This is a genomic window from Calidifontibacter indicus, assembly GCF_003386865.1.
Classification (GTDB): Bacteria; Actinomycetota; Actinomycetes; order Actinomycetales; family Dermatophilaceae; genus Yimella; species Yimella indica.
This window is the reverse complement of record NZ_QTUA01000001.1, coordinates 1,612,472-1,638,335: the sequence shown is the minus strand read 5'-3', so window position 1 is coordinate 1,638,335 and position 25,864 is coordinate 1,612,472. Positions and strand designations below refer to the sequence as shown.

Genomic DNA, 25,864 nt, shown 5'->3' with positions numbered 1-25,864 from the left:
TGCGGGTGGTTGCGGGTGCTTGGGGCGGCCCGTCGGGTCAGCCCTTGTCGCCGCTGTCGTCGCCGCCGGGGCCGAACTGCTCGTAGATCTCCTTGCAGGCCGGGCACACGGGGAACTTCTGCGGGTCGCGGCCCGGCACCCAGACCTTGCCGCAGAGCGCGGTCACGGGCTCGCCGGACAGCGCGCTCTCGAGGATCTTCTCCTTCTTGACGTAGTGGCTGAACCGCTCGTGGTCGCCAGGCTCTTGCAGTTGCGGCTCGACCTGTTCGCGCTCCAGCACATCGGTCGAGGTGCTCGGCGAGGACAGGCGTTCGGTCTCCAACGGTTCGGTGCTCATGGCGCAAGCATAAGTACGCGGGCTGACAGGTGCCGTGAAACGGCCCGGACGGCGTCGATCGCTCGGCCGACGATCACACGGGAAGGTTGTCGGGCGCTGCGTCGACGGGTGGTCAGTTCATCGCCGGGTCGTCGGGGAAGGTGAGGCTCCACGACGCGACTCCCCCGGCCCGACGCAGCACCTGCTCCCACAGACGTTCCGGACGCTGGGAGAACGCGTCGGCCGCCTCGGCGTCGACCATGAACCAGTGCCCGTCACGCAGTTCGCCCTCGAGTTGCCCGGCGCCCCACCCCGCGTGTCCCGCGTAGATGCGCAGCGCGGCGATCTCGGGCATCACGACCAGCGGCGGCGCGTCAAGGTCGACCAGACCGACCCCACGGAACAACCGCTTGAGGCCGATGGTCTCGTCGTCGCCGGGCATCGACACCAACCCGAGCGCCGAGTCGAGGCCCACCGGCCCGCCCTGGAACAGGTGATCGGGGCTGGTCACGTGCTCCTGCCAACCCGGCAGGACGGCGTCGACCCCGGCGTCCAGCGGACGGTTGAGCACGATGCCGTGGGCTCCTTGGTCGCTGTGGTCGAGCAGCAGCACCACCGAGCGGTCGAAGACGTCGTCCTCGGCCACCTCCTGCGCTTCGCGCGGGACGGCGACCAACAGTCGCCCGGTGAGGTTCTCCATCCCCCCATTGTGTCGTCTCGCGCCGGGTGGCCGAAACGCGGATGCGCGGGATATCGAGATTCGCGGGCGTCATGACGCGGGCGAATCTCGATACCCCGCGAAGTTGTCGTCACGCGATGGATCGGGTGCGTTCAGTTGTCAGTGGCGGGGGCCTGTCAGTAGCGCGGGCCCCGGTCGCCCCGGTCACCCCGGTAGCCACCGCGTCCGCCCTGGCCGCCACGACCGCCGTAGCCGCCCCGCTGACCGCCACGGCCTCCGCCGTACCCGCCACGTCCACCGCGACCGCCGCGGCGTCCGCCCGGGTTGAGCACCTGGAAGAGGTCCTCGTCGGTGACCTCGGCGCCCTGCGGGGTGCTGCCACCGGTGGCCGCGATGACCTCGTCGCCCGGACGGGTCTTCTGCAGTTCGGTGTCGACACCGGCCTGCTCCAGCAGACGCTGGACGGTGCGGCGCTGGTGCGGCAGCACGAGGGAGACCACGACGCCCTGCTCGCCCGCACGGGCCGTGCGGCCGGAGCGGTGCAGGTAGTCCTTGTGGTCGGCCGGCGGGTCGACCTGGAGCACCACGCCCACGTCGTCCACGTGGATGCCGCGCGCGGCGACATCGGTGGCGACGAGCACCGGCAGACGACCGTCGCGGAACGCGGACAGTGCGCGGTTGCGCTGGCTCTGGTTGAGACCGCCGTGCAGGGCGGCCGCGACCACGCCGCACTCGCGCAGTTCGCCGGCGATGCGGTCGGCACCGAGCTTGGTGCGGGCGAAGACGACCGTGCGTCCGGGTCGGTTGGCGACCTCGGCGGTGACGATCTTCTTGTCCTTCGGCTCGATCAGCAGCGCGTGGTGCGCCATCGTCGACACGGTGGCGGTGCCGTCGTCGGTCGAGTGCTCGGCCGGGTCGGTGAGGTACTTCTCCACGACACCGTCGATGCCGCGGTCGAGGGTAGCCGAGAACAGCAGACGCTGACCGTCGGCCGGCACCAGGTCGAGGATCTCCTCGATGGCCTCGAGGAAGCCCATCTCGGCCATGTGGTCGGCCTCGTCGAGGATCGTCACCTCGACCCGCGACAGGTCGGCGGCGCCACGGTCGATGAGGTCCTTCAGGCGACCCGGGGTGGCGATCAGGATGTCGACGCCACGCTCGAGCGCCTGCAGCTGCGGCTCGTACGGCATGCCACCGGCGACCAGCTTGTGGCGCAGGCCGATGACGTGCACCAGCGGCTGCAGCGCATCGCTGACCTGCATCGCGAGTTCACGGGTCGGCACCAGCACGACCGAACGCGGCTGGTGTGCGCGCGCCTTGCCACCCTTGGCGAGACGGGTCAGCGTCGGCAGTCCGAACGCGAGCGTCTTACCCGAACCGGTGCGGCCACGGCCCAGCACGTTGCGGCCGGCGAGAGCGTCGGGGATCGAGGCTTCCTGGATCGGGAAGGGCTGGGTGATGCCGTCACGCGCCAGCCGGGCGACGAGCACCTCGGGGAGGCCGAGAGCGGCAAATCCGTTGTCGGCCAACTCGACCGGCTCGGCGGTGGTGACGTCGTCGGTCTCCTGGCGCTCGGTCCAGCCGAAGGCCTCGTTGGTCGGTTCGAGCTCTTCGAGGTGGCCTGCGGGCTTCTCCTCGACACGGTCGTCACGACGGCCGAAACGGTCGCTGCGGTCGAACGAGCGGCGGTCGTCGCGGCCCTGGAAGCCGCCCCGGTCACCACGGTCGTCGCGCCGGGAGAAGTCACGGCTGTCCCGGTCGAAACGGCGGGGACGGCGCTCGTCGCGCGAGTCGCCCCGGGAGTTGCCACGGAAGTCGCCGCGGTCACGACCGCGGAAGCCGCCGCGGTCGTCACGCCGGTCGCCACGGTCGGACGAGCGGTCGAAGGAACGGCGGTCGTCACGGCCCTGGTGACCACCACGGTCACCACGATCGTCGCGACGCTGGTAGCCAGCACGGTCGTCACGGCGCTGGTAGCCACCGCGGTCGTCACGATCGTCGCGACGCTGGTAACCGCCACGATCGTCGCGACGCTGGTAGCCACCACGGTCACCACGGTCGTCACGGCGGTCGAACGAACGGCGGTCGTCACGGCCCTGGTAACCACCACGGTCACCACGGTCGTCACGACGCTGGTAGCCGCCACGGTCGTCACGGCGGTCGCTGCGGTCGAACGAGCGACGGTCGTCACGTCCCGGGTAACCACCACGGTCACCCCGGTCGTCACGACGCTGGTACCCGCCACGGTCGTCACGGCGGTCGCTGCGGTCGTACGAGCGACGGTCGTCACGTCCCTGGTAGCCGCCGCGCTCGGCGCGGTCGCCACGGTTGTTGTCCCGGTTGTTGTCGCGATTGTCGCGGCGGTCGAAACCACCGCGGTTGTCGCGGTCGTCACGCCGGGCCGGGCGGCCCCGGTCGGAGGACGGACGGCGCACCTCGCCGCGCTTGGCTTCGAGCTTCTGGCTGCGCGACCAGCGCGCCTTCTTGTCGGTGTTCTTCGGGGTCATCAGTACTACCTCTGCGTCGTTGCGGGCACCACAAAGAGAACCCCTCTGACGACAGGGCGTGATTGAACCTGTCCGGAAAAAACTTGAGCCTCAGGCGTATTCGCCGCTCAACGGGATGGGGTGATCCGGGGTGCCTCAGATCTCGGCGCCCACAAGAAAAATCACACAGATGAACGCTAGATCGCGAAAATGGATATACCCACTGTAGCGGTTGCCCGCTCAACTTCCGAACGGGACGACCGTGCGGCGACCGTGAGGTGCCCCACAGTCGCCCGAACAGTCGCCGCGAACCCGCCGGACGATCGACGGTTCAGTCGTCCTCGGCCGCGGGCTTGTTGCTGTGCCGCTCCCCCTCGAGTTCCTGCTTGGCGGCCTTCTCCACCGCGCGCGCGACGACGTTGGAGATGTCCGGCTGGAAGACCGACGGAATGATGTACGCGGGGTTGAGTTCCTCGGGGCTGACGACATCGGCCAGGGCCTCGGCGGCAGCGAGCATGATCGCGTCGTCGATGCCGTCGGCCTGGGCGTCGAGCAGTCCACGGAAGACGCCCGGGAAGACCAGCACGTTGTTGATCTGGTTGGCGAAGTCGCTGCGCCCGGTGGCCACCACGGTCGCGTGCTGGGCTGCGGCGGTCGGGTCGACCTCGGGCATCGGGTTGGCCAGGGCGAACACGATCGCGTCGTCGTTCATCGTGGCGATGTCGTCGCCGTCCAGGATGTTGGGACCGGAGACTCCGATGAACACGTCGGCGTCCTTGAGCGCGTCGCGCAGCGTGCCGGTGACGCTCTTGGGGTTGGTGTGTTCGGCCACCCACACCAGGAACGGGTCGGTGCCCTGCTTGATGTCCTCGCGCTCGCAGGACACGACGCCCTTGATGTCGGACACGACGACGTGGGTGGCACCGGCGGCGAGCAGCAGACGGGTGATCGCGGTGCCGGCGGCGCCCGCGCCCGACTGCACCACCTTGACGTCCTTGAGTTCCTTGCCGACGACGCGCAGGGCGTTGCGGAGCGCGGCGAGCACGACGATCGCGGTGCCGTGCTGGTCGTCGTGGAAGACGGGGATGTCGAGTTCCTCGCGCAGTCGACGCTCGATATCGAAGCAACGAGGTGCAGAGATGTCCTCCAGGTTGATGCCTGCGAAGACGGGCGCGATCGCCTTGACCGTGGCGATGATCTCCTCGGTGTCCTTGGTGTCGAGGCAGATGGGGAAAGCATCGATGTCGGCGAAGCGCTTGAAGAGGGCGGCCTTGCCCTCCATCACCGGCATCGCGGCCAGCGGGCCGATGTCGCCCAGGCCGAGCACGGCGGTGCCGTCGGTGACGACGGCGATCGTGTTGCGCTTGATGGTGAGCCGGCGGGCGTCCTCGGGGTTGTCGTGGATCGCCATGCAGACCCGTGCCACGCCGGGCGTGTAGACCATCGACAGGTCGTCACGGTTACGGATCGGGTGCTTGGACTTGATCTCGATCTTGCCGCCGAGGTGAGCCAGGAAGGTGCGGTCACTGACCTTGTGCACGATGACGCCGGCGACGCCGCGCATCGCCTCGACGATCTCCTCGGCGTGGTCGCCGTCGCGCGGCGCGACGGTGACGTCGATCTTGAGGCGGTCGGTGTCGGACGACGTGATGTCGAGACCGGTGATGAGGCCACCGGTGCGCTCGATCGCGCCCGTCAGTTCGCTGATGGCAGTCGCCCGGCCCGGCAGCTCGAGTCGGACGGTGATCGAGTTGGACACGGAGGCAGTCATGGTCCTTTCTTACCGCTCCCGCAGGTCTCGCGTACAACGGGGTCAGATGTCAGGCTGACAGCATGCGTCCATCGAGCTCAGGCATCACCGTCGTCGGCACCGCCACGACGTCCACCACGGCCGACCGTGTGCGTCTTCGGATGGCGGTCGAACGCTCGGCACCGACCGCCGCAGACGCCCTCACCCGATCGGGCGACGACGCCCGCGCCCTGCTTGCGACCCTGCGTGAGATCGGGGTCTGCGACGAGTCGGTCCAGACCGTGGGTCTCTCCCTCGACCAACAGTGGGGCGACCGCGGCAAGGTGACCGGTTACGTTGCCCGGCAACGGTTCTCGGCTGTCGTCGCCGACGTTGCAAGCGCAGGTGACACGCTCGAGCGGCTGGCCACGCAGATCGGTGACGGCTTCCGGGTGGAGACGGTGGAGGTGTTCGCGGACGCGCCGACCGACGCCGCGGACGCGTCCCGCGCCGCAGCCTTCGACGATGCCCTGCGACAGGCACGCGCATTGGCGCAGCGCGCAGGTCGCCGACTCGGTGCCGTTCGGTCGATCAGCACGGTCGGGGCGGGCGGTCCGCCGGTGTTCGGCGATGTGGCCCGGGCGATGGCCAAGCAGGACTCGTTCGCGCCCGGCGAGGTGAGCGTGCAGGAGTCGGTGCGGGTGAGTTGGGACTGGGCCGACGAGCCGGCGCAGGAGCCCGACTCCACAGCGTGACGTGCCACTCGGTGGTGGAGGTGGCGGGAATCGAACCCGCGTCCGCTCACCGCGAGAAGGGACTTCTCCGGGTGCAGTGCGCTATGGATTTTCTCGGCCCCAGGGCTCGCGCGCACACGTTCCCTGACAGGCCCAGTCGAGTAGAAGTCCCGCGTCGCCCCTCGACATGACGACGCAGCAAGTTCTCTAGCTGACGCCAGACACTGAGGCGAGAACTAACTCAGGCTGACGGACTTCGAGGCTCGCTCAGGCGGCGAGGGCGAAGTCGGTGCGCTTGTTGTTGGCACCTATTGGTTTTGCACGGAGCGTTTACGAGATAACCGTGCATCCTCGACCCGCTTCTCCCTCGTCGGCGATCAACGTCGAAACCGATCACCCCCGAGATGGTGGGTGTCTTGTGCAGGAACACTGCAGGACACTCGTGCGGGCACGTCACGCTGTGAAGTTGTGGGCTGGGTCAGCCTAACCGTCCAACACCCGTACAGGCGAACCCATTCCCGCCCGCGGCGCTTCAGCGGAAGTCAGGACGCAGCGGGTAGTCGCCGTGGCCGCGGTCGTCGAGCTTCTGACCGAGCATCTGGTACAGCTGGATGTTGTTGCGTTCGAACCCGAGTGACGACCCGGACAGGTAGAGCCCCCAGATCCGGGCGGTGCCGAGGTCGGACAGCCGCACGCATTCGTCCCAGTTGCGGGAGAGGTTCTTGGCCCACTCACGGGTGGTGCGGGCGTAGTGCTCGCGCAGGTCTTCGGCGTGGCGCACCTCGAAGCCCGCCAACTGCATCTGGGTCATCAGCGCCCCGGCCGGAGCGAGCTCGCCGTCGGGGAAAACATACCGGTTGATGAAGCCGCCCTTGGTCAGCCCGTGCCGCTTCGCCGACGCATAGGTGATGCAGTGGTTGAGCAGGCGTCCGCCCGGCTTGAGCTTCTCGTAGAGCGAGCTGAAGTAGGACGGGTAGTTGTGGATGCCGATGTGCTCGGTGAGCCCGATCGAGCTGATCGCGTCGAAGTCGGCCTCGGCGACATCGCGATAGTCCATGAAACGGATCTCGCCGCGGTCGGCCAGCCCTTCGCGCTCGAGCCAGGCCTGCCCGTAGTCGGCCTGCTCCTTGGAGAGGGTCACGCCGATGGCGGTGACGCCGTAGTGCTTCACCGCATGGCGCACCATGCCGCCCCAGCCGCACCCGATGTCGAGCAGGCGCATCCCCGGTTCCAGGCCGAGCTTGCGGCAGACCAGGTCGAACTTGTGCTCCTGCGCCTGCTCGAGGGTGGCGTCGGCGCTCGGGTAGCACGCGCAGGTGTAGGCCATCGACGGACCGAGCACGAGTTCGTAGAAGTCGTTGCTCACGTCGTAGTGGTGCCTGATCGCCTCGGCGTCGCGACTGCGCGAGTGCCGCAGACCGCCGGCGATGCGGCGCCACTGCGCCGGCTTCTCCTGCGGCGGCAGCGGCGGCGGGGTGAACGACCGCAGCCCGAGCGACCGCACCGCCTTCGGAATGCCGCTCACCGGGGGGCGCTGCACCTTGAAGTCGCCGAGGAACTCGGCGAGGAAGTCGTAGGGATCGCCGGGGTCGACGCCGTCGAGTTCGATGTCGCCCATCGTGTAGCCGCGGGCGAGACCGAGCTCACCCGGCGCCGTCACCATGTACTGCACGGCCCGCTCGTTGAGCACCCGCACCGTGAACCGCGCGTCGGGGTTGCCGCCGGTCGAGCCGTCGAAGGCCTCCAGTCGGAAAGGGACGTCCGTGCCCAGCACGGTGTTGGCGATCTGGCCGATCTTTATGTCGCTCATCGACGCTGCACCACCTTCTCGTAGAGCTCGGGGAGCCGGCCCTGCGGATCGTAGGTTTTCTTGAGTTCTCGGTAGGCCGCGCCACCGTAGAGGTCGGCGAACTGCTCGGCCGAGTAGTAGGCGTCGCTGTAGAGCGACTTGTGGCCGTCGAGGTCGTCGACGACCTGTTCGATGCGGCGGTTGGCGTCGCCGTCCGCGTCACCCGGCGGGATCTCGACGGTGCCCCAGAAGCCGACGTTGACGTACGGCTCGCCGCGCCGCAGCGGGTACAGCGGCCACGGCTGCTCCCCCGCGTCCTGTTCACGAACAACCAACGGGCACAACCAGATCGGACGCATCGGCACGTTGTCCATGAACCAGTCGAGGAACTGCGCGGTGTTCTTCAACGGCACCTCGACGTCCTGCACCACCCGCTCGCGGGGCAGCTTGCCGCGGCGGGCGTCGAGCGCCGCCATCCAGCCGTGCTGGTTCTCGAAGCGGATGACCTTGCCGTAGACGTCGCTGCGCTTGTAACGGCGTGGCAGCACCCGCCGCACAAGCGGGTGCTGCACGCCGAGGGCCTTGCTGCACCAGAACCAGTCGGTGTCCCACCGCCAGACGTAGTCGTTCGCGGTGAGGTAGTCGTCGGTGCGCTGCTGCAGCGACCGATAGAAGATCTGGGTGCCGGTGTAATCGCTGGTGTACGGCGCCTGCTCCACCTTGCGCCCGAGCACCAGGTAGCTCTCGGTGGCGGAGAAGACCACGCCGTCGACGAAGTCGACCGGCTCGCCCCGGTAGGAGCCGGTGATGGCCTCGGTGAGCCCGTCGACGAGCTCGGTGAAGCTGCCGAACCGGATGTGGGACAGGTGCACATACGGCGTGATCGGCTCGAGTTCGATCTCCAACCGGACGGCGTAACCGAGGCTGCCGTAGGAGTTGGGGAAGCCCCGGAACAGGTCGGGACGCTCGGTGCGGCTCGCGGTGAGGATCTCACCCGAGCCGGTGAGGATGTCCATCTCGATGACCGACTCGTGCGGCAAGCCGTTGCGGAACGAACTCGACTCGATGCCGAGCCCGGTCACCGCGCCGCCGAGCGTGATCGTGCGCAACTGCGGCACGACCAACGGCATGAGTCCGTGCGCGAGGGTCGCCGCGACGACGGTCTCGTAGGTGGCCATGCCCTGCACTTGTGCCGTGCGCGCCACCGGGTCGACCTCGACGACCCCGTCGAGCTTCGACACGTCGAGCCCCGGCACACCGGTGCCGCCCCGCGGACGGAACAGGTTGCTGGTGCGCTTGGCCAACCGGATCGGGCTGCCGTCGGGGATGCCACGCACCGCAGCCGCGAGCTCGGCCACCGCCGCGTCGTGAGCCTCACGACCTACAGGCCGCACTTCAGTCAACCTCTGCACCAACGCTCCTCGAACATGTGTAGGTGTTCTATCAGTAGGATGAACTGCTCCGGACGGAGGGTCACCAACTGGACGTGCCGCCGCCTCCGCCGCCACCACCACTGAACCCGCCACCACCGCTGAATCCGCCACCGCCGAAGGCCGACCCGCCGGACGATCCCGGCGTGGCCACGAAGGTGCCGGCAGCGACCGTGCCGAAGTCGTCGAGTCCACCGGCGATGCTGCCGAAGTTGCCGAAGTCGCCGCCGACCGGGATGTACCAGGTGGGTGCCATCAACGGACGCCCCGCGGCCTCGGCGGCACGGGCCACCTCGGCGAACTTGTCGGCCCACTGCTGAGCGACACCGAAGACGACCGCGTAGGGCATGTAGCGACTGAAGATCTGCTCGGCCTCGTCGAACTTGATCTGCTGCGCTTCGGCGGTGACCAGGTATTCGCGAAAGCCCATCGACTGGGCGGTGACCGCCGAGCCGCGAGCGGTGCGGGAGGCCATGTGGCGTCCCATGAACATCACGATGAGGCCGGCCAGCGCGAGCCCGACCGGCAGGCCGAGCGCCAGGAAACTCACCTTCGGCATCACGAAGAAGCCGAACACGGCGGCGCCGATGAGCGCCATGCCACCCAGCTGGAAGTTCGAGCGCACGGTCTGGGGCGAGCGTCGGAACCAGCCGCGCTGCACGACCTCGGTGTACATCTGGTTCTGCGCCTTGGTGAGGGTCGGCCGGAACTTGTTCTTCAACTGGGACAACATGATCGGCGATCCGAGTTGGAAGAGTCCGTCGAGCAGGGTCTGCTCGTAGGGCAGCAACTGCTCGCCCTGCGGCGGCTCGAGCGCGGTGAGCTTCCAGTCGTTCTTGCGGAAGATGCCGCCACCCTCGGACTCCTCCATCCGCAGGTGACCGCGCACGGCGAGGTCGACGATCGTCGCCGACACGTCGACGGCGCCGGCCTCCTCGTCGATGACCGTGCCCATCAGCCCAGGTCGCACCCCGGCCGGCGGCTGGAACTGCACCACGACGGTGTCGTGCCCGCCCCGCAGCACCGACTCGTCCTGCCCCGGCGCGGGTTCGAGACCGGGCGCCACCGCGGCGTAGCGCTCGTCACGACCGCGCTTCCACACCGCCAGACCCATCGCGCCGGCCGCGATCACCGGCAGACCGATGCCCGCACCCACCCCGGCAACGCCCAGCGCGCGGGCGGCCTCGGGCGACAGGCTGCTGCCACCGGCGCCGGCGGAGTCGTCGACGCTGCCGTCGCGCAGTTCGGGGTCGGTCTTGGTGAATGCGGTGCCGGGCAGCGCGGCGCCGATGGTGACCTGTTGGTAGGAGCTGAGCCCCGAGGCGGTGAACACGGCCTCCTTGCCCGGGCTCGCTTCACACTGCGTCGACTCCTTGGTGACGCCGTAGTAACAGACGGCGTTGGTGATGTCGGCCGGGCCGGTGACCGTGATGCGTACGGCGTCGGTCGGCACACCGGTCTGTGAACCGGTGACATTCCAGTACAGCTCGACCGTGCCGTCGGGCTGCTTGTTGACGACGGATCCGAGGCGGTACTTCACGACGTACGTCTGGGTGCCGCGCACCGTCTTGTTGGCCGACCCGACCCGGATCACCGTCATGGCGCCGAAGTCGGACAGGTCGACGTTGTCGGGTGCGCCCGTCGGGCTGGTCACCCGGACGTTGCTCATCGGGTAGACGCGGTGCTTGTCGGGCTGCGGGTCGTAGCCCTGGGATGTGATGATCGAACGCTTGATGCCGTGGGAGTCGCTGCCGGCGAACTGGTAGCGGATGGTCTCGGTGACGTCGACCGAACCGTCGGCGCGCAGCGCGTACGCCGCGTCGAAGGAAAGGATGCGTTCGCCGGTGGCGGCCCGAGCCGCCGAGCCGGTCAGTGCGGCGGGCAGCACGACGAACGCCATCGCGCAGGCGAGAACCATCAGGGCCGACCAGATGCGTCGCATGACTGAACCCTACGGCCAGCCCCCGACGACCGGTCGGTGACTCACCCAGGGCGGCGCAGCGCCGAGCGCATCAGGAGCGTCAGGCGGTGGGTTCGACCGAATCCTGCGCCCCGGCACGGCACAACAGCGCCGCACCGAAGGTGACAACCGCCCACCCGACGATCAACCAGCCCATCCAGGGCGCTCCGCCGTCGCCCACGGTGAACCCGATCGGCACCAGCAGCGCGTTCCACAACAGCGTCGGGGTGCGCGCCGCCGTCCGGCGCTGCCAGAGGAACCACGCCAAGGCCGCGACGCACCCGGCCAGCACGACGAGGGTCGCCGCGAACGACCACGATCGGGCCGAGCCACCGTCGAAGCCCGACCAGATGCCGGTGACGACGAGTCCGAGGGCCTGCGCCGCCATCAGCGCGGCGACGATCGTCCACGGCCCTTCGGCGCGACGTGCGGTGTCGGCGCCCTGACCCGGGCCGGCGGTGGGCCGCGGTGAACGGTCGGTCACGGGTGGATCCTCCTGCAGAATTCGGGCACAGCATGGCAACGACACGGCGACAAGATGGCGGACCTCACGGGGACGTCGGCGCAGCACATCCGGGAAACCTGGGGCGACCGTGTGACGAACAACTCACCTTCGAAGGGAAAAGAATCGGTCAAACCTCTTGTGCAACACAGGTGGCATCTGTGAGCCTTGACAGTCGGCACGCTCGGCAACAAGCGTAGCTGCCGATTCCGGATCGACCGACAACGGGTGCCCCAGGCCGACCGAACGCACACGATGCACGAAACCAACCCCGGCACCGGGGCCACAGACGCACACTCAACGAGGAGCAGGACGACTATGGATTGGCGCGACCGCGCTGCTTGCCTGGAAGAAGACCCGGAGCTTTTCTTCCCGATCGGCAACACCGGGCCCGCCTTGCAGCAGATCGAGGACGCCAAGGCCGTCTGTCGTCGCTGTGAGGTCATCGACACCTGCCTGAAGTGGGCCATCGAGTCCGGTCAGGACGCCGGTGTCTGGGGTGGCTTGTCGGAGGACGAGCGCCGCGCGATGAAGCGTCGCAACGCCCGCGCCCGCCGCGCCGGCTGATCCCCGGAGTCACCGCTTCGCAGGAATCTCCCGCAGCACCGCCGTGAATTTCACGGCGGTGCCTTTGCGTGTGGGCACCCATTCGATCTCGCCGCCGAGATCACTGACCAACGACCGGACGATCTGCACGCCCAGTCCCCCGGCGCTCGGGTCGAAGCCCGGCGGCAGACCGGCACCGTCGTCGACGACCTCGACCTCCACCACATCGGCATCCGGACGGGCATGCCGCTGCACCCGCACCGACACCGTGCCGTCCCGATCGGCCAACCCGTGCTCGACGGCGTTCTGCACCAGTTCGGCGAGCACCATCGCGATCGCGGTCGCGTCCTCCGAACACAAAGTGCCGAAGGTGCCCTCGAGCGACCCCGACACCCGCACCCCCGACCTGTTGCCCAGGTCGAGCGCCGCCTGGATGCCCCGCTCGGCGACCTCGTCGAAGTCGAGGTGATCGTCGAGGCGCGAGGAGAGCGTCTCGTGCACCGACGCGATCGTCGCCACCCGGCGGACGGCGTCGTCCAGCGCGGCGCGGCCCTTCGGGTCGTCGACCCGGCGGGCCTGCAGACGCAACATCGCCGCCACGGTCTGCAGGTTGTTCTTCACCCGGTGGTGGATCTCGCGGATCGTGACGTCCTTGGTCGCCAGCTCCCGCTCCCGGCGGCGCAGTTCACCGACGTCACGCACCAGCAGCACCGCACCGACCCTCCGCTCCCCCTCCCGCAGCGGGATCGAGCGCACCATCACCGCAGCCGAGCGGGTCTGCACCTCGCCACGATCGGCGACGCGTCCGCGCAGCACCTGGCTCAGGTCTTCGTCGGCAGGTGAGCGGGCCGGCAGCAGGTCGCCGACCGCGCGCGCCAGTTTGATCCCGATGACGTCACCGTCGTAACCCAGACGGTGCACCGCCGAGACCGCGTTCGGACTCGCGTAGGTGACGACGCCGTCCGAGTTGAGCCGGAGCACCCCGTCACCCACCCGCGGCGTGCCCCGGCGCAACTCCGCCTCCGGCTCCTCCTGCGGGAACGCGCCGGCCGCGATCATCCGTGCCAGCGCATCCGCGGTGGCCAGGTAGGTGACCTCCAGCCGACTCGGCGTGCGCATCGACGCGAGGTTGGTGTGCCGGGTGAGCACCGCCGTCACCGACCCCTCCCGCACCACCGGGATGGCCTCCTCACGGATCGGCATGTCATCGCGCCACACCGTCTGCCCGGCCCGCACGATCTCGTGCCGCTCGTACGCCGACCGCACCATCCGCGACCGCGCCGGTGCCACCGGCTCGCCGACGAGGTCCTCGGTGAAGACGCCCACGCCGGTCGTCGGCCGAGCATGCGCCGCCGCGAACCAGTCGCCCCGCTCCGACCGCACCCACAGCACCAGGTCGGCGAACGACAGATCCGACAGCAACTGCCAGTCACCGACCAGCCGATGCAACCAGTCGGAATCGGCCGCGCTCACCTCGTGCTTGGTGAGCACATCACTCATCGTGGGCATGCGGCCTAGCTTGCACTCCCCGAACGGATGGCACCACGCAGGGTCCGCAGCGCCACCGACAGCGGGGCGAGGCCCGGGTGCGGCAGTGAGCGGATGGCGTCCAGGGACGTCAGCGCGCGACCGACGGAGTCGGGGTTCTGCTTCAGCCAGGCGGCGACCCGGGCGACCGGTTCGGCGTCGGCGGACGTGCCGGCCAGCACCGCCGCGGTGAAGGTCTCCAACACGACGTACAGGTCGTCGCGGATGGAGCCACGGGCCAGGGAGTCCCACCGGTCGTCGCGGGGCAGCGCCGACACCGCGCCCAGCATCGTGTCGATGCCGAGGCGCTCGGACACCGCGAAGTAGGTCGCGGCGACCGTCGCCGGGTCGGTGTCCTGGGCGAGCGCGAGCTCGGTGATGTCGAGCAGCGAGAACACGTCGAGCAGGCCCGCGCACCGACCGGCGAGCGCCTCGGGCACACCGAGCTCGACCAGCTTGTCGCGGTTGGTCTCCCACCGCTTGTGCTCCGAGCCGCGCAGCAGCCCGGGCACCGTCTCGGCGAGCGCCTGCACGTTGGGCCGGAACCGTTCGATCTCGGTGGTGACGTCGAGACCCGCCGGACGGTTGTGGATCAGCCACCGCACGACCCGGTCGAGCAGTCGACGGAACTCCAGGTACAGCTTGGTCTGGGCGTCGGTCGACACGACGTTGTCGAGCGCCTCCACCTCGGCCACGAACCCGGCGAGGTCGAAGGTCTCGCGCGCGATCACGTAGGCGCGGGCGATCTGCTCCGCCGACGCCGAGGTCTCCTCCATCACCCGGAAGGCGAACGTGATGCCGCCCCGGTTGATCATCGAGTTCACGACCGAGTTGACGATGATCTCGCGACGCAGCGGGTGCTGCTCGAGTTCGGCGGCGAAGGTCTCGCGCACCCGGGTCGGGAAGTAGTCGGCCAGCGAGCGCGAGAGCCACGGGTCCTGGGTGAGGTCACCACTGGTGAGGTCGTTCTTCAGCGCGAGCTTGGCGTAGGCGACCAGCACGCTGAGCTCCGGCGAAGTGAGACCTGTGTCGGCGTGGATGCGGGCGTCGAGCTCGGAGTCGCTCGGCAGGAACTCGATCCCGCGGTCGAGCTCCTTGCGTCCCTCCAACCACTTGATGAGGCGCTGGTGGACGGTGGCCATCACCCCGGTCTGCGCGCGGGCGTTGCCGAGCAGGGTGTTCTGCTCGTAGTTGTCCCGCAGCACCTGCTGGGCGACCTCGTCGGTCATCGAGGCGAGCACCTCGTTGCGTTCGTCGAGGTCGAACCGTCCGCGCTTCATCAGATCGGTCAGCAGGATCTTGATGTTGACCTCGTGGTCGGAGGTGTCGACGCCGGCGGAGTTGTCGATCGCGTCGGTGTTGACCCGCACCCCGCGCTGCGCGGCCTCGATGCGGCCGAGCTGGCTGGCACCGAGGTTGCCGCCCTCGCCGATCACCTTGACCCGCAACTGCCCGCCGTCGACACGGATCTCGTCGTTGGCGCGGTCGCCGATGCGGGCGTTCGACTCGGACGCGGCCTTGATGTAGGTGCCGATTCCGCCGTTCCAGAACAGGTCGACGGGCGCGAGCAGGATCGCGTGCATCAGCTCGGACGGCGTGAGCTCGCTGACCCCGGCCTTGATGCCGAGCGCCTTGCGCACCTCGTCGCTGATCGGGATCGACTTGGCCGAGCGCGGGTAGACCCCTCCCCCGACGCTGATGAGCGACTTGTCGTAGTCCGCCCACGACGAGCGCGGCAGGTCGAAGAGCCGGCGCCGCTCGACGAAGGACGAGGCAGCGTCGGGCGTGGGGTCGAGGAAGATGTGCCGGTGGTCGAACGCGGCCACCAGTCGGATGTGTTCGGACAGCAGCATGCCGTTGCCGAACACGTCGCCGCTCATGTCGCCGACACCGACGACCGTGAAGTCCTCCGTCTGGGTGTCGTGGCCCATCTCGCGGAAGTGACGCTTGACCGATTCCCAGGCGCCGCGGGCGGTGATGCCCATGCCCTTGTGGTCGTAGCCGGCCGAGCCACCGGAGGCGAACGCGTCGTCGAGCCAGAAGCCGCGCTCCTGGGCGACACCGTTGGCGATGTCGGAGAACGACGCGGTGCCCTTGTCGGCCGCGACCACCAGGTAGGTGTCGTCCTCGTCGTGGCGCACCACATCGGTGGGCGGCACGACCTCGCCGTCGACGAGGTTGTCGGTGAGGTCGAGCAGGCCCCCGATGAACAGCTTGTACGCCTCTATCCCCTCGGCCATCCACGCGTCGCGGTCGCTCGGGCTCGGCAACTGCTTGGCGTAGAAGCCGCCCTTCGAACCGGTCGGCACGATGACGGCGTTCTTGACCATCTGCGCCTTGACCAGGCCGAGCACCTCGGTGCGGAAGTCCTCGCGTCGGTCGCTCCAGCGCAGACCGCCGCGGGCGACCTTGCCGAACCGCAGGTGCACGCCCTCGACCCGGGGGCTGTAGACCCAGATCTCGAACTTCGGCCGCGGGTGCGGCATGCCCGGCACGGCGGAGCAGTTGATCTTGAAGCTGATCACCGGACGGTTGCCGCCGTCCTGGTAGGCGTTGGTGCGCAGCACCGCGAGGATGGCGCCGCGGAAGGCCCGCACGATGCGGTCCTCGTCGAGGCTGGCGACCTCCTTCAGACCGGCGTCGATGCGCTCGACGATCGCGTCCTGCGCGGCCTGCCGGTCGTCCTCGAGGGACGGGTCGAACCGCGCCTCGAACAGCGCGACGAGTTCACGGGTGAGCTCGACGTTGGTGACGAGGGCGTGCTCGACGTAGGTCTGGCTGAACGACAGACCGACCTGGCGCATGTAGCGGGCCACGGCGCGCAGCACGGTGACCTGCCGGGCGGTGAGCCCGGCACCGAGCACGAGCGCGTTGAGACCGTCCGACTCGCTGCGCCCGTTCCAGGCCGCCGCGAACGCGTCCTGGAATCGCTCGCGCACCTGACCGAGTTCGGCGTCGGTGCCCCACACGGAGGCGTCGTCGGCGCGCAGACCGAAGTCGTAGATGTGGATGAGTTCGCCGTCAGCGCGGTTCATCGAGTAGGGCCGCTCGTCGGTCACCCGCACGCCGAGGTCGGTGAAGATCGGCATGATGTCCGACAGCAGCACCGACGAACGCCGGAACAGCTTGAACCGGCGGTCGTGCGGGTCGGCGTTCGGTTCGCGGTAGAGCGTCAGCCGGGTGTCGTCGGCATCGCTGAGCGCCTCGATGTGGCGCAGGTCGGCGACACCCTGACGCGGACCGAAGTCTTCCTTGTAGGCCTCGGGAAAGGCGTTGGCGTACAACGACATCACGCGCGCTGCGGCGTTCTCGCCGTCTTCGTCGAGCGAGTGCATCCCGAGCTGCTCCGACCAGGTCTGCGTCGAGCGCAGCAGGTCGTCGCGCAGCTTGGCGTCGTCGACGTCGGGCACACCGGTGCGCGGATCGACACGCACCACGAAGTGGATGCGGGCGAGTTCGGCGTCGGTGACGCTCGTCGTGTAGTCGATCGAGCGGGCGTCGAAGGTGCGCTGCAGGATGTTCGCCATCGCCAGGCGCACCCGGGTGTTGTAGCGATCGCGCGGGATGTAGACCATCACGCTGGTGAACCGGCTGAACTCGTCGTCGCGACGCAGCACGTAGGGCGTGCGGCGCTCCTGCACCCGCATCACCTGGGCGGCGATCGACTTCAGTTCCTCGGTGCGCACCTGGAACAGCTCGTCGCGCGGGTAGGTCTCCAGCACCTGCATGAGGTCTTTGCCGGAGTGACTGTCGGGCGCGTGACCCGAGGCCTGCACCACCGCCGCGACCCGCTCGCGCAGCACCGGCACGCGGCGCACCGACTCCACGTAGGCGCTGGAGGAGAACAGGCCGAGCAGGCGGTATTCACCGTTGACGTTGCCCTGCTCGTCGAATCGGCGCAGGCCGATGTAGTCGAGGTAGGAGGGACGGTGCACGGTCGAGCGCGAGTTCGCCTTCGTGATCGTCAGCAGGTGCGGCTGGCGGGCGGTGCGCCGGGCGTGCGGGGTGAGCCGGGAGAAGGCCTCCGAGGCGGGTGCGTCGTAACGCAGCAGGCCCAGGCCGCTGCCGGCCACGCCGCGCAGCACGTACTCGCCCTCGACCTCTTCGAGGTCGTACTCGCGGTAGCCGAGGAAGGTGAAGTGTTCGTCGGCGAGCCAGCGCAGGAAGCCCTGGGTGCGCTCGATGATGTCCTTGGCCACCGGTGCCGGCGGGTTGGTCTCCAGGTCGTGGATGCGGGCCTCGCACTGCGCGCGCATGCGCTCCCAGTCGGTCACCGAGTCGCGCACGTCGTCGAGCACGCCGCGCACGCGTTCGATCATGGCGGCGTCGGCGGCGTCGTCGGCCGCGAGGTCGATCTGCAGGTGCATCCACGACTCGGCGACGGCGGCCGGGCCGTCGTGCTGCGCGGGCTGCTCGTCGGTGTCGAGGATCTGCAGCAACTCACCGGTGGCGTCACGCTCGACCCACAACTGGGGGTGGATGACGAGGTGCACCCGGCGCTCGAGTTGGGCGAGCGCGGCGGTGACGGAGTCGACCAGGAAAGGCATGTCGTCGGTGACGATCTGCAGGACCGCGTACGGGGAGTTCCAGCCGTCGGTCTCCAAGCTCGGGTGGAGCACGTGCACATTGGCCCGACCCGGCGGGCGCTGGGCGGCGAGTTGCTTGTGGGCGTGCAGCAGGCCGTGCAGGGTTTGTCCGCCCAGCGAGGCGAGGTCTTCGTCGGCGACGTGCCGGAAGTAACGCTCGATGAGTCCGTCGGTGCACCCCCCTTCGGCACACTCGCGGAAAGCGCTGTCTCGCAGGACGTCTGATCGGGGGTCGCCGGACGTTTGAAGTGCCATTGGGCGTACGAACCTCGTGGGTGAGTCGCGTGTCGGCGCACGTCGTTGTGCACCGCTGCCGACCATATCGCTCCTGTGAACTGCGCCACGGACAGGGCGGTGGGGTTAGCCTCGTCCGCATGCCCTCCGCCAACCTCGCCCGGGACGACGACCTGCGCCGACTCGCGGCGACGGTTCCAGCGCTGTTGTCGGTGCGGGTCGAGACGGCCACCGACACGGTCACCGACGCAGTGACGGGCGCGGTGGAGCAGATCGCCGAGGCGCTGCTCGGATGGCACGACTGGCTGGTCGGTGGGCCGAGCGTCGAACTGCATCTCGCCGACGGCCTCGCCGCGGCCGGCTCCTTCCGACCGCGCAGCCGCGTCGACACCGCCGAACTGTCCACAGCGGCACAGGAATTCCGGCGGTGCGCCGCGTCGATCCAGCGCGTCGTGCAGACCGTTGCCGATGACGCCGCGCGGCGCACCGGCCAGGAACTCAGCGACGTGGTGCGGGTGCTGGGCGACCTGCTCGGCGAGCATGTCGACCAGGTGCGTGAGTTCGCGGCGTCCGAGAGCGACGACGGGCAGAGCACCGCCCGGCTCAGCGTCGCCGAACGATCCCTGTACCGCAAGGTGATCGCTACGCTGCGCTGATGAAGATCGACCGATCCTGGACCTACCCCGCCCCCGCCACCGACGTCTACGCGATGATCTGCGACGAGGCGTTCCAGCAGCGCAAGACCGACGCCACGAGTACCGACGGCGGCAGCATCGACATCGCCGAGCGCGCCGACGGACACGTCATCACCGTCGAACGGGTGCTGCCCACCGACGCCTTCCCCGAGAACATCCGCGCGATGGTCGGCCGCACGATCACCGTGGTCGAGACGCAGACCTGGGGCGCGGCCGGCGCCGACGGCGCGCGCGTCGCCGACCTGGTCGTCGACGTCCGTGGCACGCCCGCGTCGATGAAGGGCACCGTCACCCTCAGCGCCGACGGCGACGCCGAGTCGACGGTCGCGGTGAACGGCGACCTGCGCGGGGGCATCCCGATCATCGGCGGCAAGATCGAGAAGGCTGCGGCCCCGTCCTTCTTCCACGCCCTCGAGCAGGAGGAGCGGATCGGTCGGGAGTACCTCGCCGAACGCTGAGTCCGAATGGGCGCGGATGTGCGCAAGACATGACGAAGGGGCGACGCCATCGGCGTCGCCCCTTCGTCATTGGAAAGCCGTTGTCGCTCAGCCCTGGTGTAGGTAGCGGTAGTCGGTGGGCGGCACGAACGTTTCCTTGATGGAGCGCTGGCTGGTCCACCGCATCAGGTTGGCGGCGGAGCCGGCCTTGTCGTTGGTGCCTGACGCGCGTCCGCCACCGAAGGGCTGCTGACCCACGACGGCACCGGTCGGCTTGTCGTTGATGTAGAAGTTGCCGGCCGCGAAGCGCAGACGCTTGGTGGCGTCGGCGATCGCGCGGCGGTCGGTGGCGATGATAGAACCGGTCAGCGCGTACGGAGCGACCGACTCCATCTGGTCGAGCACCTTGTCGTACTGCCGGTCGGGGAAGACGTGCACCGCGAGGATCGGGCCGAAGTACTCGGTCGAGAACACCAGGTGCTCGGGGTCGCCGACCTCGAGCACGGTCGGGCGGACGAAGTAGCCGACCGAGTCGTCGTAGGTGCCGCCGGCGAGCACCGTGATGTCCTTGTGCGAGTGCGCCATGTCGATGGCGTCCTTGTGCTTGGCAAACGCACGGTCGTCGATGACGGCACCCATGAAGTTGGAGAAGTCGGTGACGTCGCCCTGGGTGATGCCCTCGGTCAACGACACGAGGTCGCCCTTGATCTTCTTCCACAGGCTGGCCGGCACGTAGGCGCGACTGGCGGCCGAGCACTTCTGACCCTGGAACTCGAACGCGCCGCGGATCATCGCGGTGCGCAGCACGTCGGGGTCGGCCGACGGGTGGGCCAGGATGAAGTCCTTGCCGCCGGTCTCGCCGACCAGTCGCGGGTAGGTGCGGTAGTTGGACAGGTTGGCGCCGACCCCGCTCCACAGGTGCTGGAAGGTCGGGGTCGAACCGGTGAAGTGGATGCCGGCCAGGTCGCGGTCGGCGAGGGCCACCTTGGACACGTTCAGACCGTCACCGGTGACGAGGTTGATGACGCCCGGGGGCATTCCGGCGGCTTCGAGCAGTTCCATGGTGATCTGCGCGGCGCGGTTCTGGGTGGGGCTCGGCTTCCACACGACGGTGTTGCCCATCAGCGCCGGGGCGGTCGGCAGGTTGCCGGCGATCGCGGTGAAGTTGAACGGCGTGATCGCGTAGACGAATCCCTCGAGCGGACGGTGGTCGGTGCGGTTCCAGACACCCTTGGCGTTCGCGCCCGGCTGCTCCTGCATGATCTGGCGGGCGAAGTGCACGTTGAACCGCCAGAAGTCGATCAGCTCGCAGGCGGAGTCGATCTCGGCCTGGTAGCAGGTCTTCGACTGTCCGAGCATCGTCGCGGCGTTCATCCGGGCGCGGTACGGACCGGACAGCAGGTCGGCGGCCTTCAGCAGGATCGCGGCGCGGTCGTCGAAGCTGAGTTCACGCCAGCCCGGAGCGGCGTCCTTGGCCGCCTGCACGGCGGCCTGTGCGTCCTCGACGGTGGCGTTCTTCAAGGTGCCGAGCACCTTCTTGTGCGCGTGCGGCTGACGCACCGCGACCGCGCGGCCACCGCCCATCACCCGCTTGCCACCGATGGTGTGCGGCAGCTCGACCTGCTCCGAACCGATCTGAGCCAGGGCCACCTCCAAACAGGCGCGCTCGGGGCTGCCGGGGGCGTAGTCGAGCACCGGCTCGTTGACCGGTGCCGGCGGGTTGGTGACGGCGTCCATCAAGGGTGGCTCCTTCGTCGCTGTGGGTTGAATTCGTTCGGCTGGCCGACGCGAACGGGACGGGCCATCGTCTCAGACGGTCGTGCAGGCGTGGCGGTCAGCTGTTGCCGATGACGTCGAGCAGTAGGTCGAGCTCGGTGGCATCGAACCAGGACAGCTCGACCTCGGCCTCCGGGTCGTCCTCGGCGGCACCGCGGTCGATGAGGTGGAAGCTCGCAAATCGCTTGAGCGGCAACGGTCCTGACACTCGAACAGCACCCGACACGGCGCCGTCGCCGGTTTCCTCGGCGACCCCCGAGGACGCGGACGCTATGTCGGCCGCGGCAACGACCACACCGTCGGCCTGCAGGGCGGCGCGGGCAGCCGCCTGGGTCACCGCGAACTCGTACAGCTCGTCGTCGTCCGTGCCCGCCTGCTCGGCCCGCACCGCGTCGGTGACGGCGAAGCCGGGCGACGTGCGGTCGGCGAGTTCGCGGGTCTCCCGCAGCCCAGTCAACTGCTGTTCGGTCAGGGGCAGGTACACCCGTCGCATGGTCGTCATCGCAGCATTCCTCGATCCCTCGGCATTCTCAGCTCTCGATCATGAGCTCGGACAACGCTTCCTCGATGCACTGGCCGAGCATCTCGACGTCGGGCATCGTGTCGCGGTCGGCGGTGAGCCCCACGAACACCTTGCCGTTGTACGACGTCAACCCGATCGCAAGCGCCTGCCCCTTGCCGAGCGGGATGACCGGGCACGAGCCGACCATCTCGGCGTCGGCGGCGTACATCTTGTGCTGGGGGCCGGGCACGTTGGTGATCACGAGGTTGAACATGCGGCGCGACATGGCGCTGCCGAGCCGGGCACCGAGCGAGTGCAGCGTCGGCGGGGCGAAACCGGACAGCGCCGACAGCGAACGTGCGCCGACGGCGGTGCGGGAGTCGACCTGCTGCTGCATCGCGTACGCGACCTGGTGCAGGCGCATCCGAGCATTGGGTTCGCCGACCGGCAGGTCGACGAAACACGCGGTCACCTGGTCGGCTTCGGACTCGTCGTCGATCGAGTGGGTGCTGACCGGCACCATCGCGCGCACGGTGGCGCCGCTGTCGACGGCCTGACCGCGGGCCATCAGCCAGGCGCGCAGACCGCCGGCGACCGCCGCGAGCACGACGTCGTGCACGGTGATGTGCTCGTTCGCCGTCGGGGTCGTGACCCTGGAGCGCACCTTCTGGTAGTCGGCCAACTTCGACTCCAGCATCACGAAGCGGCGGTAGCCGCCGCCCGAGGTGTTGAGCGGGCTGGACGGCGCCGGGCTGGTGGCGGTGCGGGCGATCGCGCCGAGCACGTCGGTGGCCGTGCCCATCACCCGTCGACCGAGGGTGTGCACATTGCTGATCGCGCTCACACCCTCGGACAACGCACGGCCCGGGCGGCGCACCGCCGACCAGACGCTGTCGGCGAGCAGCTCGACCGAACTGGGTTCGGCGCGCGGACGCCACGTCTGCGGGATCTGGTCCTCACGGCTGGCCTCGGGGTCGACGATGACCTGACCGATGTCGATCGCGTTGACGCCGTCGACCAGCGCCTGATGGGTCTTGGTGACGATCGCGAACCTGCCGCCCTGCAACCCCTCCACCAGGTACAGCTCCCACAGCGGCCTGCTCCGGTCGAGCGCCCGCGACTGGATGCGTCCGACGAACTCCTCCAGTTGCGCGGTGGTGCCCGGCTTCGGCAGCGCCGACCGGCGCACGTGATAGGTGATGTCGAAGTCGCGGTCGTCGACCCAGACCGGGTTGCTGATGCGCCCGGGCGTGAACCGCACCTTCTGCCGGTAGCGCGGCACGAACGCGATGCGGTTGCTGACCAGGTCGAGCACGTTGTCGTACTCGAAACCCTCCTGGGGCGGTTTGAAGGTCATCACCGACCCCACATGCATGGGCGTGGTGTTGTCCTCCAGGTACAGGAAGGATGCGTCGAGGGAACTCAGTCGGTCGGCCACGGCGCCCATGTTCTCATTCCACGACCCGGTGGGCACCCGGATGCCCGTCACGAATCCAGCCGGTAGTAGCGGGTTTCAGCCGGTTTCAACCAGTGCGGCGCAGGATTCCCCGCCGGCGTGACCCCGACCGTCCGGTGCTCGGCAGTCCGAGGCGCTGGTTCGCGAGGTCGCGGATCGCCTGCGACAGAGGTGCGGACGGCGACACCTCGGTCACTGTGCGCCCGGCCAGCAGGGCGGCGTCGAGTGCGTCCCGGTCGTCGGGCAGCAGCACCGGGGTGACGCCGCTGAACCGGTGGAGTGCCTCGGTGATCTGGTCCTCCGGGTGACGCCCGGCCGCCGAGGCGCGCACCTTGTTGACCACGACGGTGCGCGTCGCCGGTCCGAAGTCGGTGAGCTGGTCGAGGGCTTGCACCAGGCGTCCGAGCCCGATCGGATCACCGGACGCGACCACGATCACCTCGTCGGCGGCTTCGAGCACGGCCCGGGTGGCCATGTTGCGTTGCGGGGCCAGCGTGTCGTAGCTGAGCTCCTCGTCGAGGTCGGTGGGCGCCGCTACGTCGATGATCGTCCAGCGGTGCATCGACCGGGCCACCTCGACCACCCGCTCGAGCGCTGCGCTGCGGATCTCGGGCCACCGATCGGCGCGGGGCAGTCCGGTCAAAACCCGCAGGCGGTCGCTGATGAGGGGCGCCACCCCGCCGAGCGAGACGGTGTCGAGCCGTCCGGCCTCGGCCAGTCGGGCGGCGGCGGCGATGCCCGGCGCCTCGTCGAGGATGCCGAACATCTGCGCCTGGCAGGCGCCGTAGGTGTCGGCATCGACCAGCAGTGTCGCCTCGCCGGCGGCTGCGAGTTCGGCGGCGAGCCCGGCGGCCAGCACCGATCGGCCCGGCGCGCCGCCGGTGCCCCAGACGACGATCACCTTGCCCGGTTCGTCGCGGTCGTTCGGGTCGGACTCGTCCGCTGCGGCCGGTTGGTCGGACGCCGCTGATCTGTCGCCGCCGTTGTCGGTCACCCCGACCGTCTCGGCTGAGAGCGGGTCGCCCGGCTTGCGCGTCGGCACCGCGATCTCGGAAGCGGCGGCGGCCCGCACCCGGTCGAGCACCTCGGCTTCGTCGGCGTGTTCGGGCACCAGCCAGGGCACACCCCATTCGCGCAAGGTGCGCTCGTCGGTCTCGTCGACGTGCACGCCGACCACCCGCACCCCGTAGCCGGCGAGATCGCTCAGCACCGACCGGTCGAGTCCGGGCAGATCGACCGAGATCAGCGCGACCTGCGCGCGTCCCGCCGCCGCGACCGACACGACCTCCGCGAGATCGGCGCACCGGCGCACGAGGTCGAGTCCGGCCGCCGAGCCGAGCACGGTGGCGAGGTCGGCCTCGGCGCGTGCCGTGACACCGGTGATGACGGTGATGACACCGGGACTCATCAGTTGCTCTTCATCGGCGACCCGGCCGCCGGCACAAGAGTCACCTTCGCTCCCCCGTTGACCGACTCGATCAACGTCGCCACCTTGACGTCGGGCACGAGCACGTAGACCTGGTCGCCGCCGGTGGAGACACCCAGCCCCGATCCCGCCGAGGGCACCCGGTGGACGGTGGCCCGCTGCACCTCACGCGTCGGTTGCTGGAAGTCGTTGGTGCCGGTTGCGCCGGGCGTGCGGCGCGCCACCCAGACGTCGACCACCGATCCACGCACGAGCGCCGCGGCCTGCGACCCGCTGACCGGCACGCCGATGCTCTTGGCCTTCACCTCGGCAGCCGAACCGACGGCGCTGGTCGGCACCAGCTCACCGGCTCGCACCTCACGCAGCACGGTGCCGCCGGGCTTCCCGGGAGGGCCGAAGTAGCCCTTGCGACCACCGTCGAGGCGCACCTTGACCACCTCGACGTCGGCAGCCGACACGGTGTCGCCGGGCAGCAAAGTGTGCTTGGCGCGCAGCACCTGCACCGAGGAATCGAAGTGCTTGAGGGTCATCGCCCCGAGCAGCATCGCGACGACCACCAGCAGCACGCCGGCGATCAATCGACCGTCCTTCCAGGACGGTTTCTGCAGCCGCTGTGCGGTGCGCGCGTCGGCGGTTCGGGTCTCCCCCATGGTGCTTCTCCCCTGGCTTCGCGCCGTGTTGCGCGTCCGGGTCATCTTGCTGCGCCGACCGCGCCGGATGCGCTTTCCACAGGTAAAAACTTGTTCAAGCCCGCGATGGGCGACAATGGAGCCACACCGCCGTGCCGCAGCCGACAGACTGCGACACATCGCGACGAACCGCCCCGAGGAAGGACCACCGGTGCCCGCACGTTTCCTGCAGATCGCCGACGTCGCCGAGACGTTGAACATCTCGGCGCGCGCCGTCTACGGCCTCATCAGCTCCGGCGATCTGCCGGCGATCAAGGTCGGTAAGTCGTGGCGGATCGAAGCCGAGGAGTTGGAGGCCTACATCCAGCGGGCCTACGCCGACACCCGATCGAAGGTGGAGTCGGGCACGCTCACCGAGTGAGTCT

At 69.1% G+C, this 25,864-nt stretch carries 20 protein-coding genes and 1 other RNA gene; 5 read left to right on the top strand and 16 right to left on the bottom strand.

Annotated features, from left to right (window positions below; all coding sequences use genetic code 11):
• Positions 1 to 37 precede the first annotated feature (37 nt).
• The 4 genes from DFJ65_RS07755 to DFJ65_RS07740 form a co-directional block, all read right to left on the bottom strand.
• Positions 38 to 337: a DUF3039 domain-containing protein gene (locus tag DFJ65_RS07755; RefSeq protein ID WP_115922533.1), complete on the bottom strand. Its 300-nt coding sequence runs from the start codon at positions 335 to 337 to the stop codon at positions 38 to 40.
• 112 nt (positions 338 to 449) lie between these two features.
• The gene (locus DFJ65_RS07750; RefSeq protein WP_115922532.1) at positions 450 to 1,016 is read right to left on the bottom strand and encodes a YqgE/AlgH family protein; all 567 of its coding nucleotides are present in this window, start codon (positions 1,014 to 1,016) and stop codon (positions 450 to 452) included.
• A gap of 155 nt (positions 1,017 to 1,171) precedes the next feature.
• Positions 1,172 to 3,502: a DEAD/DEAH box helicase gene (locus DFJ65_RS07745; RefSeq protein ID WP_115922531.1), complete on the bottom strand. Its 2,331-nt coding sequence runs from the start codon at positions 3,500 to 3,502 to the stop codon at positions 1,172 to 1,174.
• 310 nt (positions 3,503 to 3,812) lie between these two features.
• The gene (locus DFJ65_RS07740) at positions 3,813 to 5,252 is read right to left on the bottom strand and encodes an NAD-dependent malic enzyme (protein ID WP_115922530.1); all 1,440 of its coding nucleotides are present in this window, start codon (positions 5,250 to 5,252) and stop codon (positions 3,813 to 3,815) included.
• A 62-nt stretch (positions 5,253 to 5,314) separates the two neighbouring features.
• Here DFJ65_RS07740 and DFJ65_RS07735 point away from each other — a divergent pair, with 62 nt between their 5' ends.
• Positions 5,315 to 5,965, top strand: a complete 651-nt coding sequence (locus tag DFJ65_RS07735) for an SIMPL domain-containing protein (RefSeq protein WP_115922529.1) — start codon at positions 5,315 to 5,317, stop codon at positions 5,963 to 5,965.
• A 12-nt stretch (positions 5,966 to 5,977) separates the two neighbouring features.
• On the opposite strand, the gene ssrA is transcribed toward DFJ65_RS07735, so the two are convergent.
• The 5 genes from ssrA to DFJ65_RS07710 all read right to left on the bottom strand — a co-directional run bounded on the left by ssrA (position 5,978) and on the right by DFJ65_RS07710 (position 11,607).
• Positions 5,978 to 6,345: a transfer-messenger RNA gene (ssrA, locus tag DFJ65_RS07730) on the bottom strand.
• Between the two features lie 131 nt (positions 6,346 to 6,476).
• Positions 6,477 to 7,754 (bottom strand): class I SAM-dependent methyltransferase, encoded by a 1,278-nt coding sequence (locus tag DFJ65_RS07725; protein ID WP_115922528.1) that lies wholly within the window; start codon positions 7,752 to 7,754, stop codon positions 6,477 to 6,479.
• The gene (locus tag DFJ65_RS07720) at positions 7,751 to 9,091 is read right to left on the bottom strand and encodes an FAD-binding oxidoreductase (RefSeq protein ID WP_211308392.1); all 1,341 of its coding nucleotides are present in this window, start codon (positions 9,089 to 9,091) and stop codon (positions 7,751 to 7,753) included. The genes DFJ65_RS07725 and DFJ65_RS07720 overlap by 4 nt, the downstream gene beginning before the upstream one ends.
• Positions 9,092 to 9,206: 115 nt before the next feature.
• On the bottom strand, positions 9,207 to 11,105 hold the full coding sequence (locus tag DFJ65_RS07715) for a DUF2207 domain-containing protein (RefSeq protein ID WP_115922526.1): 1,899 nt from the start codon (positions 11,103 to 11,105) through the stop codon (positions 9,207 to 9,209).
• A 79-nt stretch (positions 11,106 to 11,184) separates the two neighbouring features.
• On the bottom strand, positions 11,185 to 11,607 hold the full coding sequence (locus tag DFJ65_RS07710; RefSeq protein ID WP_115922525.1) for a hypothetical protein: 423 nt from the start codon (positions 11,605 to 11,607) through the stop codon (positions 11,185 to 11,187).
• A gap of 336 nt (positions 11,608 to 11,943) precedes the next feature.
• On the opposite strand from DFJ65_RS07710, the gene DFJ65_RS07705 reads away from it, so the two are divergent.
• Entirely contained in the window at positions 11,944 to 12,192 is a 249-nt protein-coding gene (locus DFJ65_RS07705; protein ID WP_115922524.1) for a WhiB family transcriptional regulator, read from the top strand.
• A 9-nt stretch (positions 12,193 to 12,201) separates the two neighbouring features.
• Here the strand turns inward: DFJ65_RS07705 and DFJ65_RS07700 are convergent, their stop codons facing one another.
• Both DFJ65_RS07700 and DFJ65_RS07695 read right to left on the bottom strand, forming a co-directional pair.
• Positions 12,202 to 13,680 carry a sensor histidine kinase gene (locus tag DFJ65_RS07700; protein ID WP_115922523.1) on the bottom strand — a complete coding sequence of 493 codons (1,479 nt, stop codon included), beginning with the start codon at positions 13,678 to 13,680 and terminating at the stop codon, positions 12,202 to 12,204.
• Between the two features lie 5 nt (positions 13,681 to 13,685).
• Positions 13,686 to 18,539, bottom strand: coding sequence for an NAD-glutamate dehydrogenase (locus tag DFJ65_RS07695; protein ID WP_115922522.1), 4,854 nt, complete (start codon positions 18,537 to 18,539; stop codon positions 13,686 to 13,688).
• Positions 18,540 to 18,658: 119 nt separating this feature from the next.
• Here DFJ65_RS07695 and DFJ65_RS07690 point away from each other — a divergent pair, with 119 nt between their 5' ends.
• On the top strand, positions 18,659 to 19,174 hold the full coding sequence (locus tag DFJ65_RS07690) for a hypothetical protein (RefSeq protein WP_115922521.1): 516 nt from the start codon (positions 18,659 to 18,661) through the stop codon (positions 19,172 to 19,174).
• Complete coding sequence (locus DFJ65_RS07685) at positions 19,174 to 19,671, top strand: DUF2505 domain-containing protein (protein WP_115922520.1); 498 nt, start codon at positions 19,174 to 19,176, stop codon at positions 19,669 to 19,671. The genes DFJ65_RS07690 and DFJ65_RS07685 overlap by 1 nt, the downstream gene beginning before the upstream one ends.
• Before the next feature lie 87 nt (positions 19,672 to 19,758).
• Here DFJ65_RS07685 and pruA read toward each other — a convergent pair whose 3' ends face one another.
• The 5 genes from pruA to DFJ65_RS07660 form a co-directional block, all read right to left on the bottom strand.
• Complete coding sequence (gene pruA, locus DFJ65_RS07680; RefSeq protein ID WP_115922519.1) at positions 19,759 to 21,387, bottom strand: L-glutamate gamma-semialdehyde dehydrogenase; 1,629 nt, start codon at positions 21,385 to 21,387, stop codon at positions 19,759 to 19,761.
• Between the two features lie 97 nt (positions 21,388 to 21,484).
• The gene (locus tag DFJ65_RS07675) at positions 21,485 to 21,928 is read right to left on the bottom strand and encodes a DUF6912 family protein (RefSeq protein ID WP_115922518.1); all 444 of its coding nucleotides are present in this window, start codon (positions 21,926 to 21,928) and stop codon (positions 21,485 to 21,487) included.
• 28 nt (positions 21,929 to 21,956) lie between these two features.
• Positions 21,957 to 23,366: a WS/DGAT/MGAT family O-acyltransferase gene (locus tag DFJ65_RS07670; RefSeq protein WP_115924181.1), complete on the bottom strand. Its 1,410-nt coding sequence runs from the start codon at positions 23,364 to 23,366 to the stop codon at positions 21,957 to 21,959.
• An 85-nt stretch (positions 23,367 to 23,451) separates the two neighbouring features.
• The gene (locus DFJ65_RS07665; protein WP_115922517.1) at positions 23,452 to 24,792 is read right to left on the bottom strand and encodes a CpaE/TadZ family protein; all 1,341 of its coding nucleotides are present in this window, start codon (positions 24,790 to 24,792) and stop codon (positions 23,452 to 23,454) included.
• A complete protein-coding gene (locus DFJ65_RS07660) occupies positions 24,792 to 25,460 on the bottom strand; it encodes an SAF domain-containing protein (protein WP_115922516.1) in 669 nt (222 codons plus the stop codon). The genes DFJ65_RS07665 and DFJ65_RS07660 overlap by 1 nt, the downstream gene beginning before the upstream one ends.
• A 190-nt stretch (positions 25,461 to 25,650) precedes the next feature.
• Here DFJ65_RS07660 and DFJ65_RS07655 point away from each other — a divergent pair, with 190 nt between their 5' ends.
• Positions 25,651 to 25,860 (top strand): helix-turn-helix domain-containing protein, encoded by a 210-nt coding sequence (locus DFJ65_RS07655; protein WP_115924180.1) that lies wholly within the window; start codon positions 25,651 to 25,653, stop codon positions 25,858 to 25,860.
• Positions 25,861 to 25,864 lie beyond the last annotated feature (4 nt).

Excerpts from the sequence above, each read along its gene's own strand:
- DFJ65_RS07705 (WP_115922524.1), top strand. The coding sequence starts at position 11,944 with ATGGATTGGCGCGACCGCGCTGCTTGCCTGGAAGAAGACCCGGAGCTT.
- DFJ65_RS07725 (WP_115922528.1), bottom strand. The coding sequence starts at position 7,754 with ATGAGCGACATAAAGATCGGCCAGATCGCCAACACCGTGCTGGGCACG.
- pruA (WP_115922519.1), bottom strand. The coding sequence starts at position 21,387 with ATGGACGCCGTCACCAACCCGCCGGCACCGGTCAACGAGCCGGTGCTC.
- DFJ65_RS07755 (WP_115922533.1), bottom strand. The coding sequence starts at position 337 with ATGAGCACCGAACCGTTGGAGACCGAACGCCTGTCCTCGCCGAGCACC.
- DFJ65_RS07740 (WP_115922530.1), bottom strand. The coding sequence starts at position 5,252 with ATGACTGCCTCCGTGTCCAACTCGATCACCGTCCGACTCGAGCTGCCG.
- DFJ65_RS07715 (WP_115922526.1), bottom strand. The coding sequence starts at position 11,105 with ATGCGACGCATCTGGTCGGCCCTGATGGTTCTCGCCTGCGCGATGGCG.
- DFJ65_RS07665 (WP_115922517.1), bottom strand. The coding sequence starts at position 24,792 with ATGAGTCCCGGTGTCATCACCGTCATCACCGGTGTCACGGCACGCGCC.
- DFJ65_RS07685 (WP_115922520.1), top strand. The coding sequence starts at position 19,174 with ATGAAGATCGACCGATCCTGGACCTACCCCGCCCCCGCCACCGACGTC.
- DFJ65_RS07690 (WP_115922521.1), top strand. The coding sequence starts at position 18,659 with ATGCCCTCCGCCAACCTCGCCCGGGACGACGACCTGCGCCGACTCGCG.
- DFJ65_RS07745 (WP_115922531.1), bottom strand. The coding sequence starts at position 3,502 with ATGACCCCGAAGAACACCGACAAGAAGGCGCGCTGGTCGCGCAGCCAG.
- DFJ65_RS07675 (WP_115922518.1), bottom strand. The coding sequence starts at position 21,928 with ATGACGACCATGCGACGGGTGTACCTGCCCCTGACCGAACAGCAGTTG.
- DFJ65_RS07695 (WP_115922522.1), bottom strand. The coding sequence starts at position 18,539 with ATGGCACTTCAAACGTCCGGCGACCCCCGATCAGACGTCCTGCGAGAC.
- DFJ65_RS07700 (WP_115922523.1), bottom strand. The coding sequence starts at position 13,680 with ATGCCCACGATGAGTGATGTGCTCACCAAGCACGAGGTGAGCGCGGCC.
- DFJ65_RS07735 (WP_115922529.1), top strand. The coding sequence starts at position 5,315 with ATGCGTCCATCGAGCTCAGGCATCACCGTCGTCGGCACCGCCACGACG.
- DFJ65_RS07750 (WP_115922532.1), bottom strand. The coding sequence starts at position 1,016 with ATGGAGAACCTCACCGGGCGACTGTTGGTCGCCGTCCCGCGCGAAGCG.
- DFJ65_RS07660 (WP_115922516.1), bottom strand. The coding sequence starts at position 25,460 with ATGGGGGAGACCCGAACCGCCGACGCGCGCACCGCACAGCGGCTGCAG.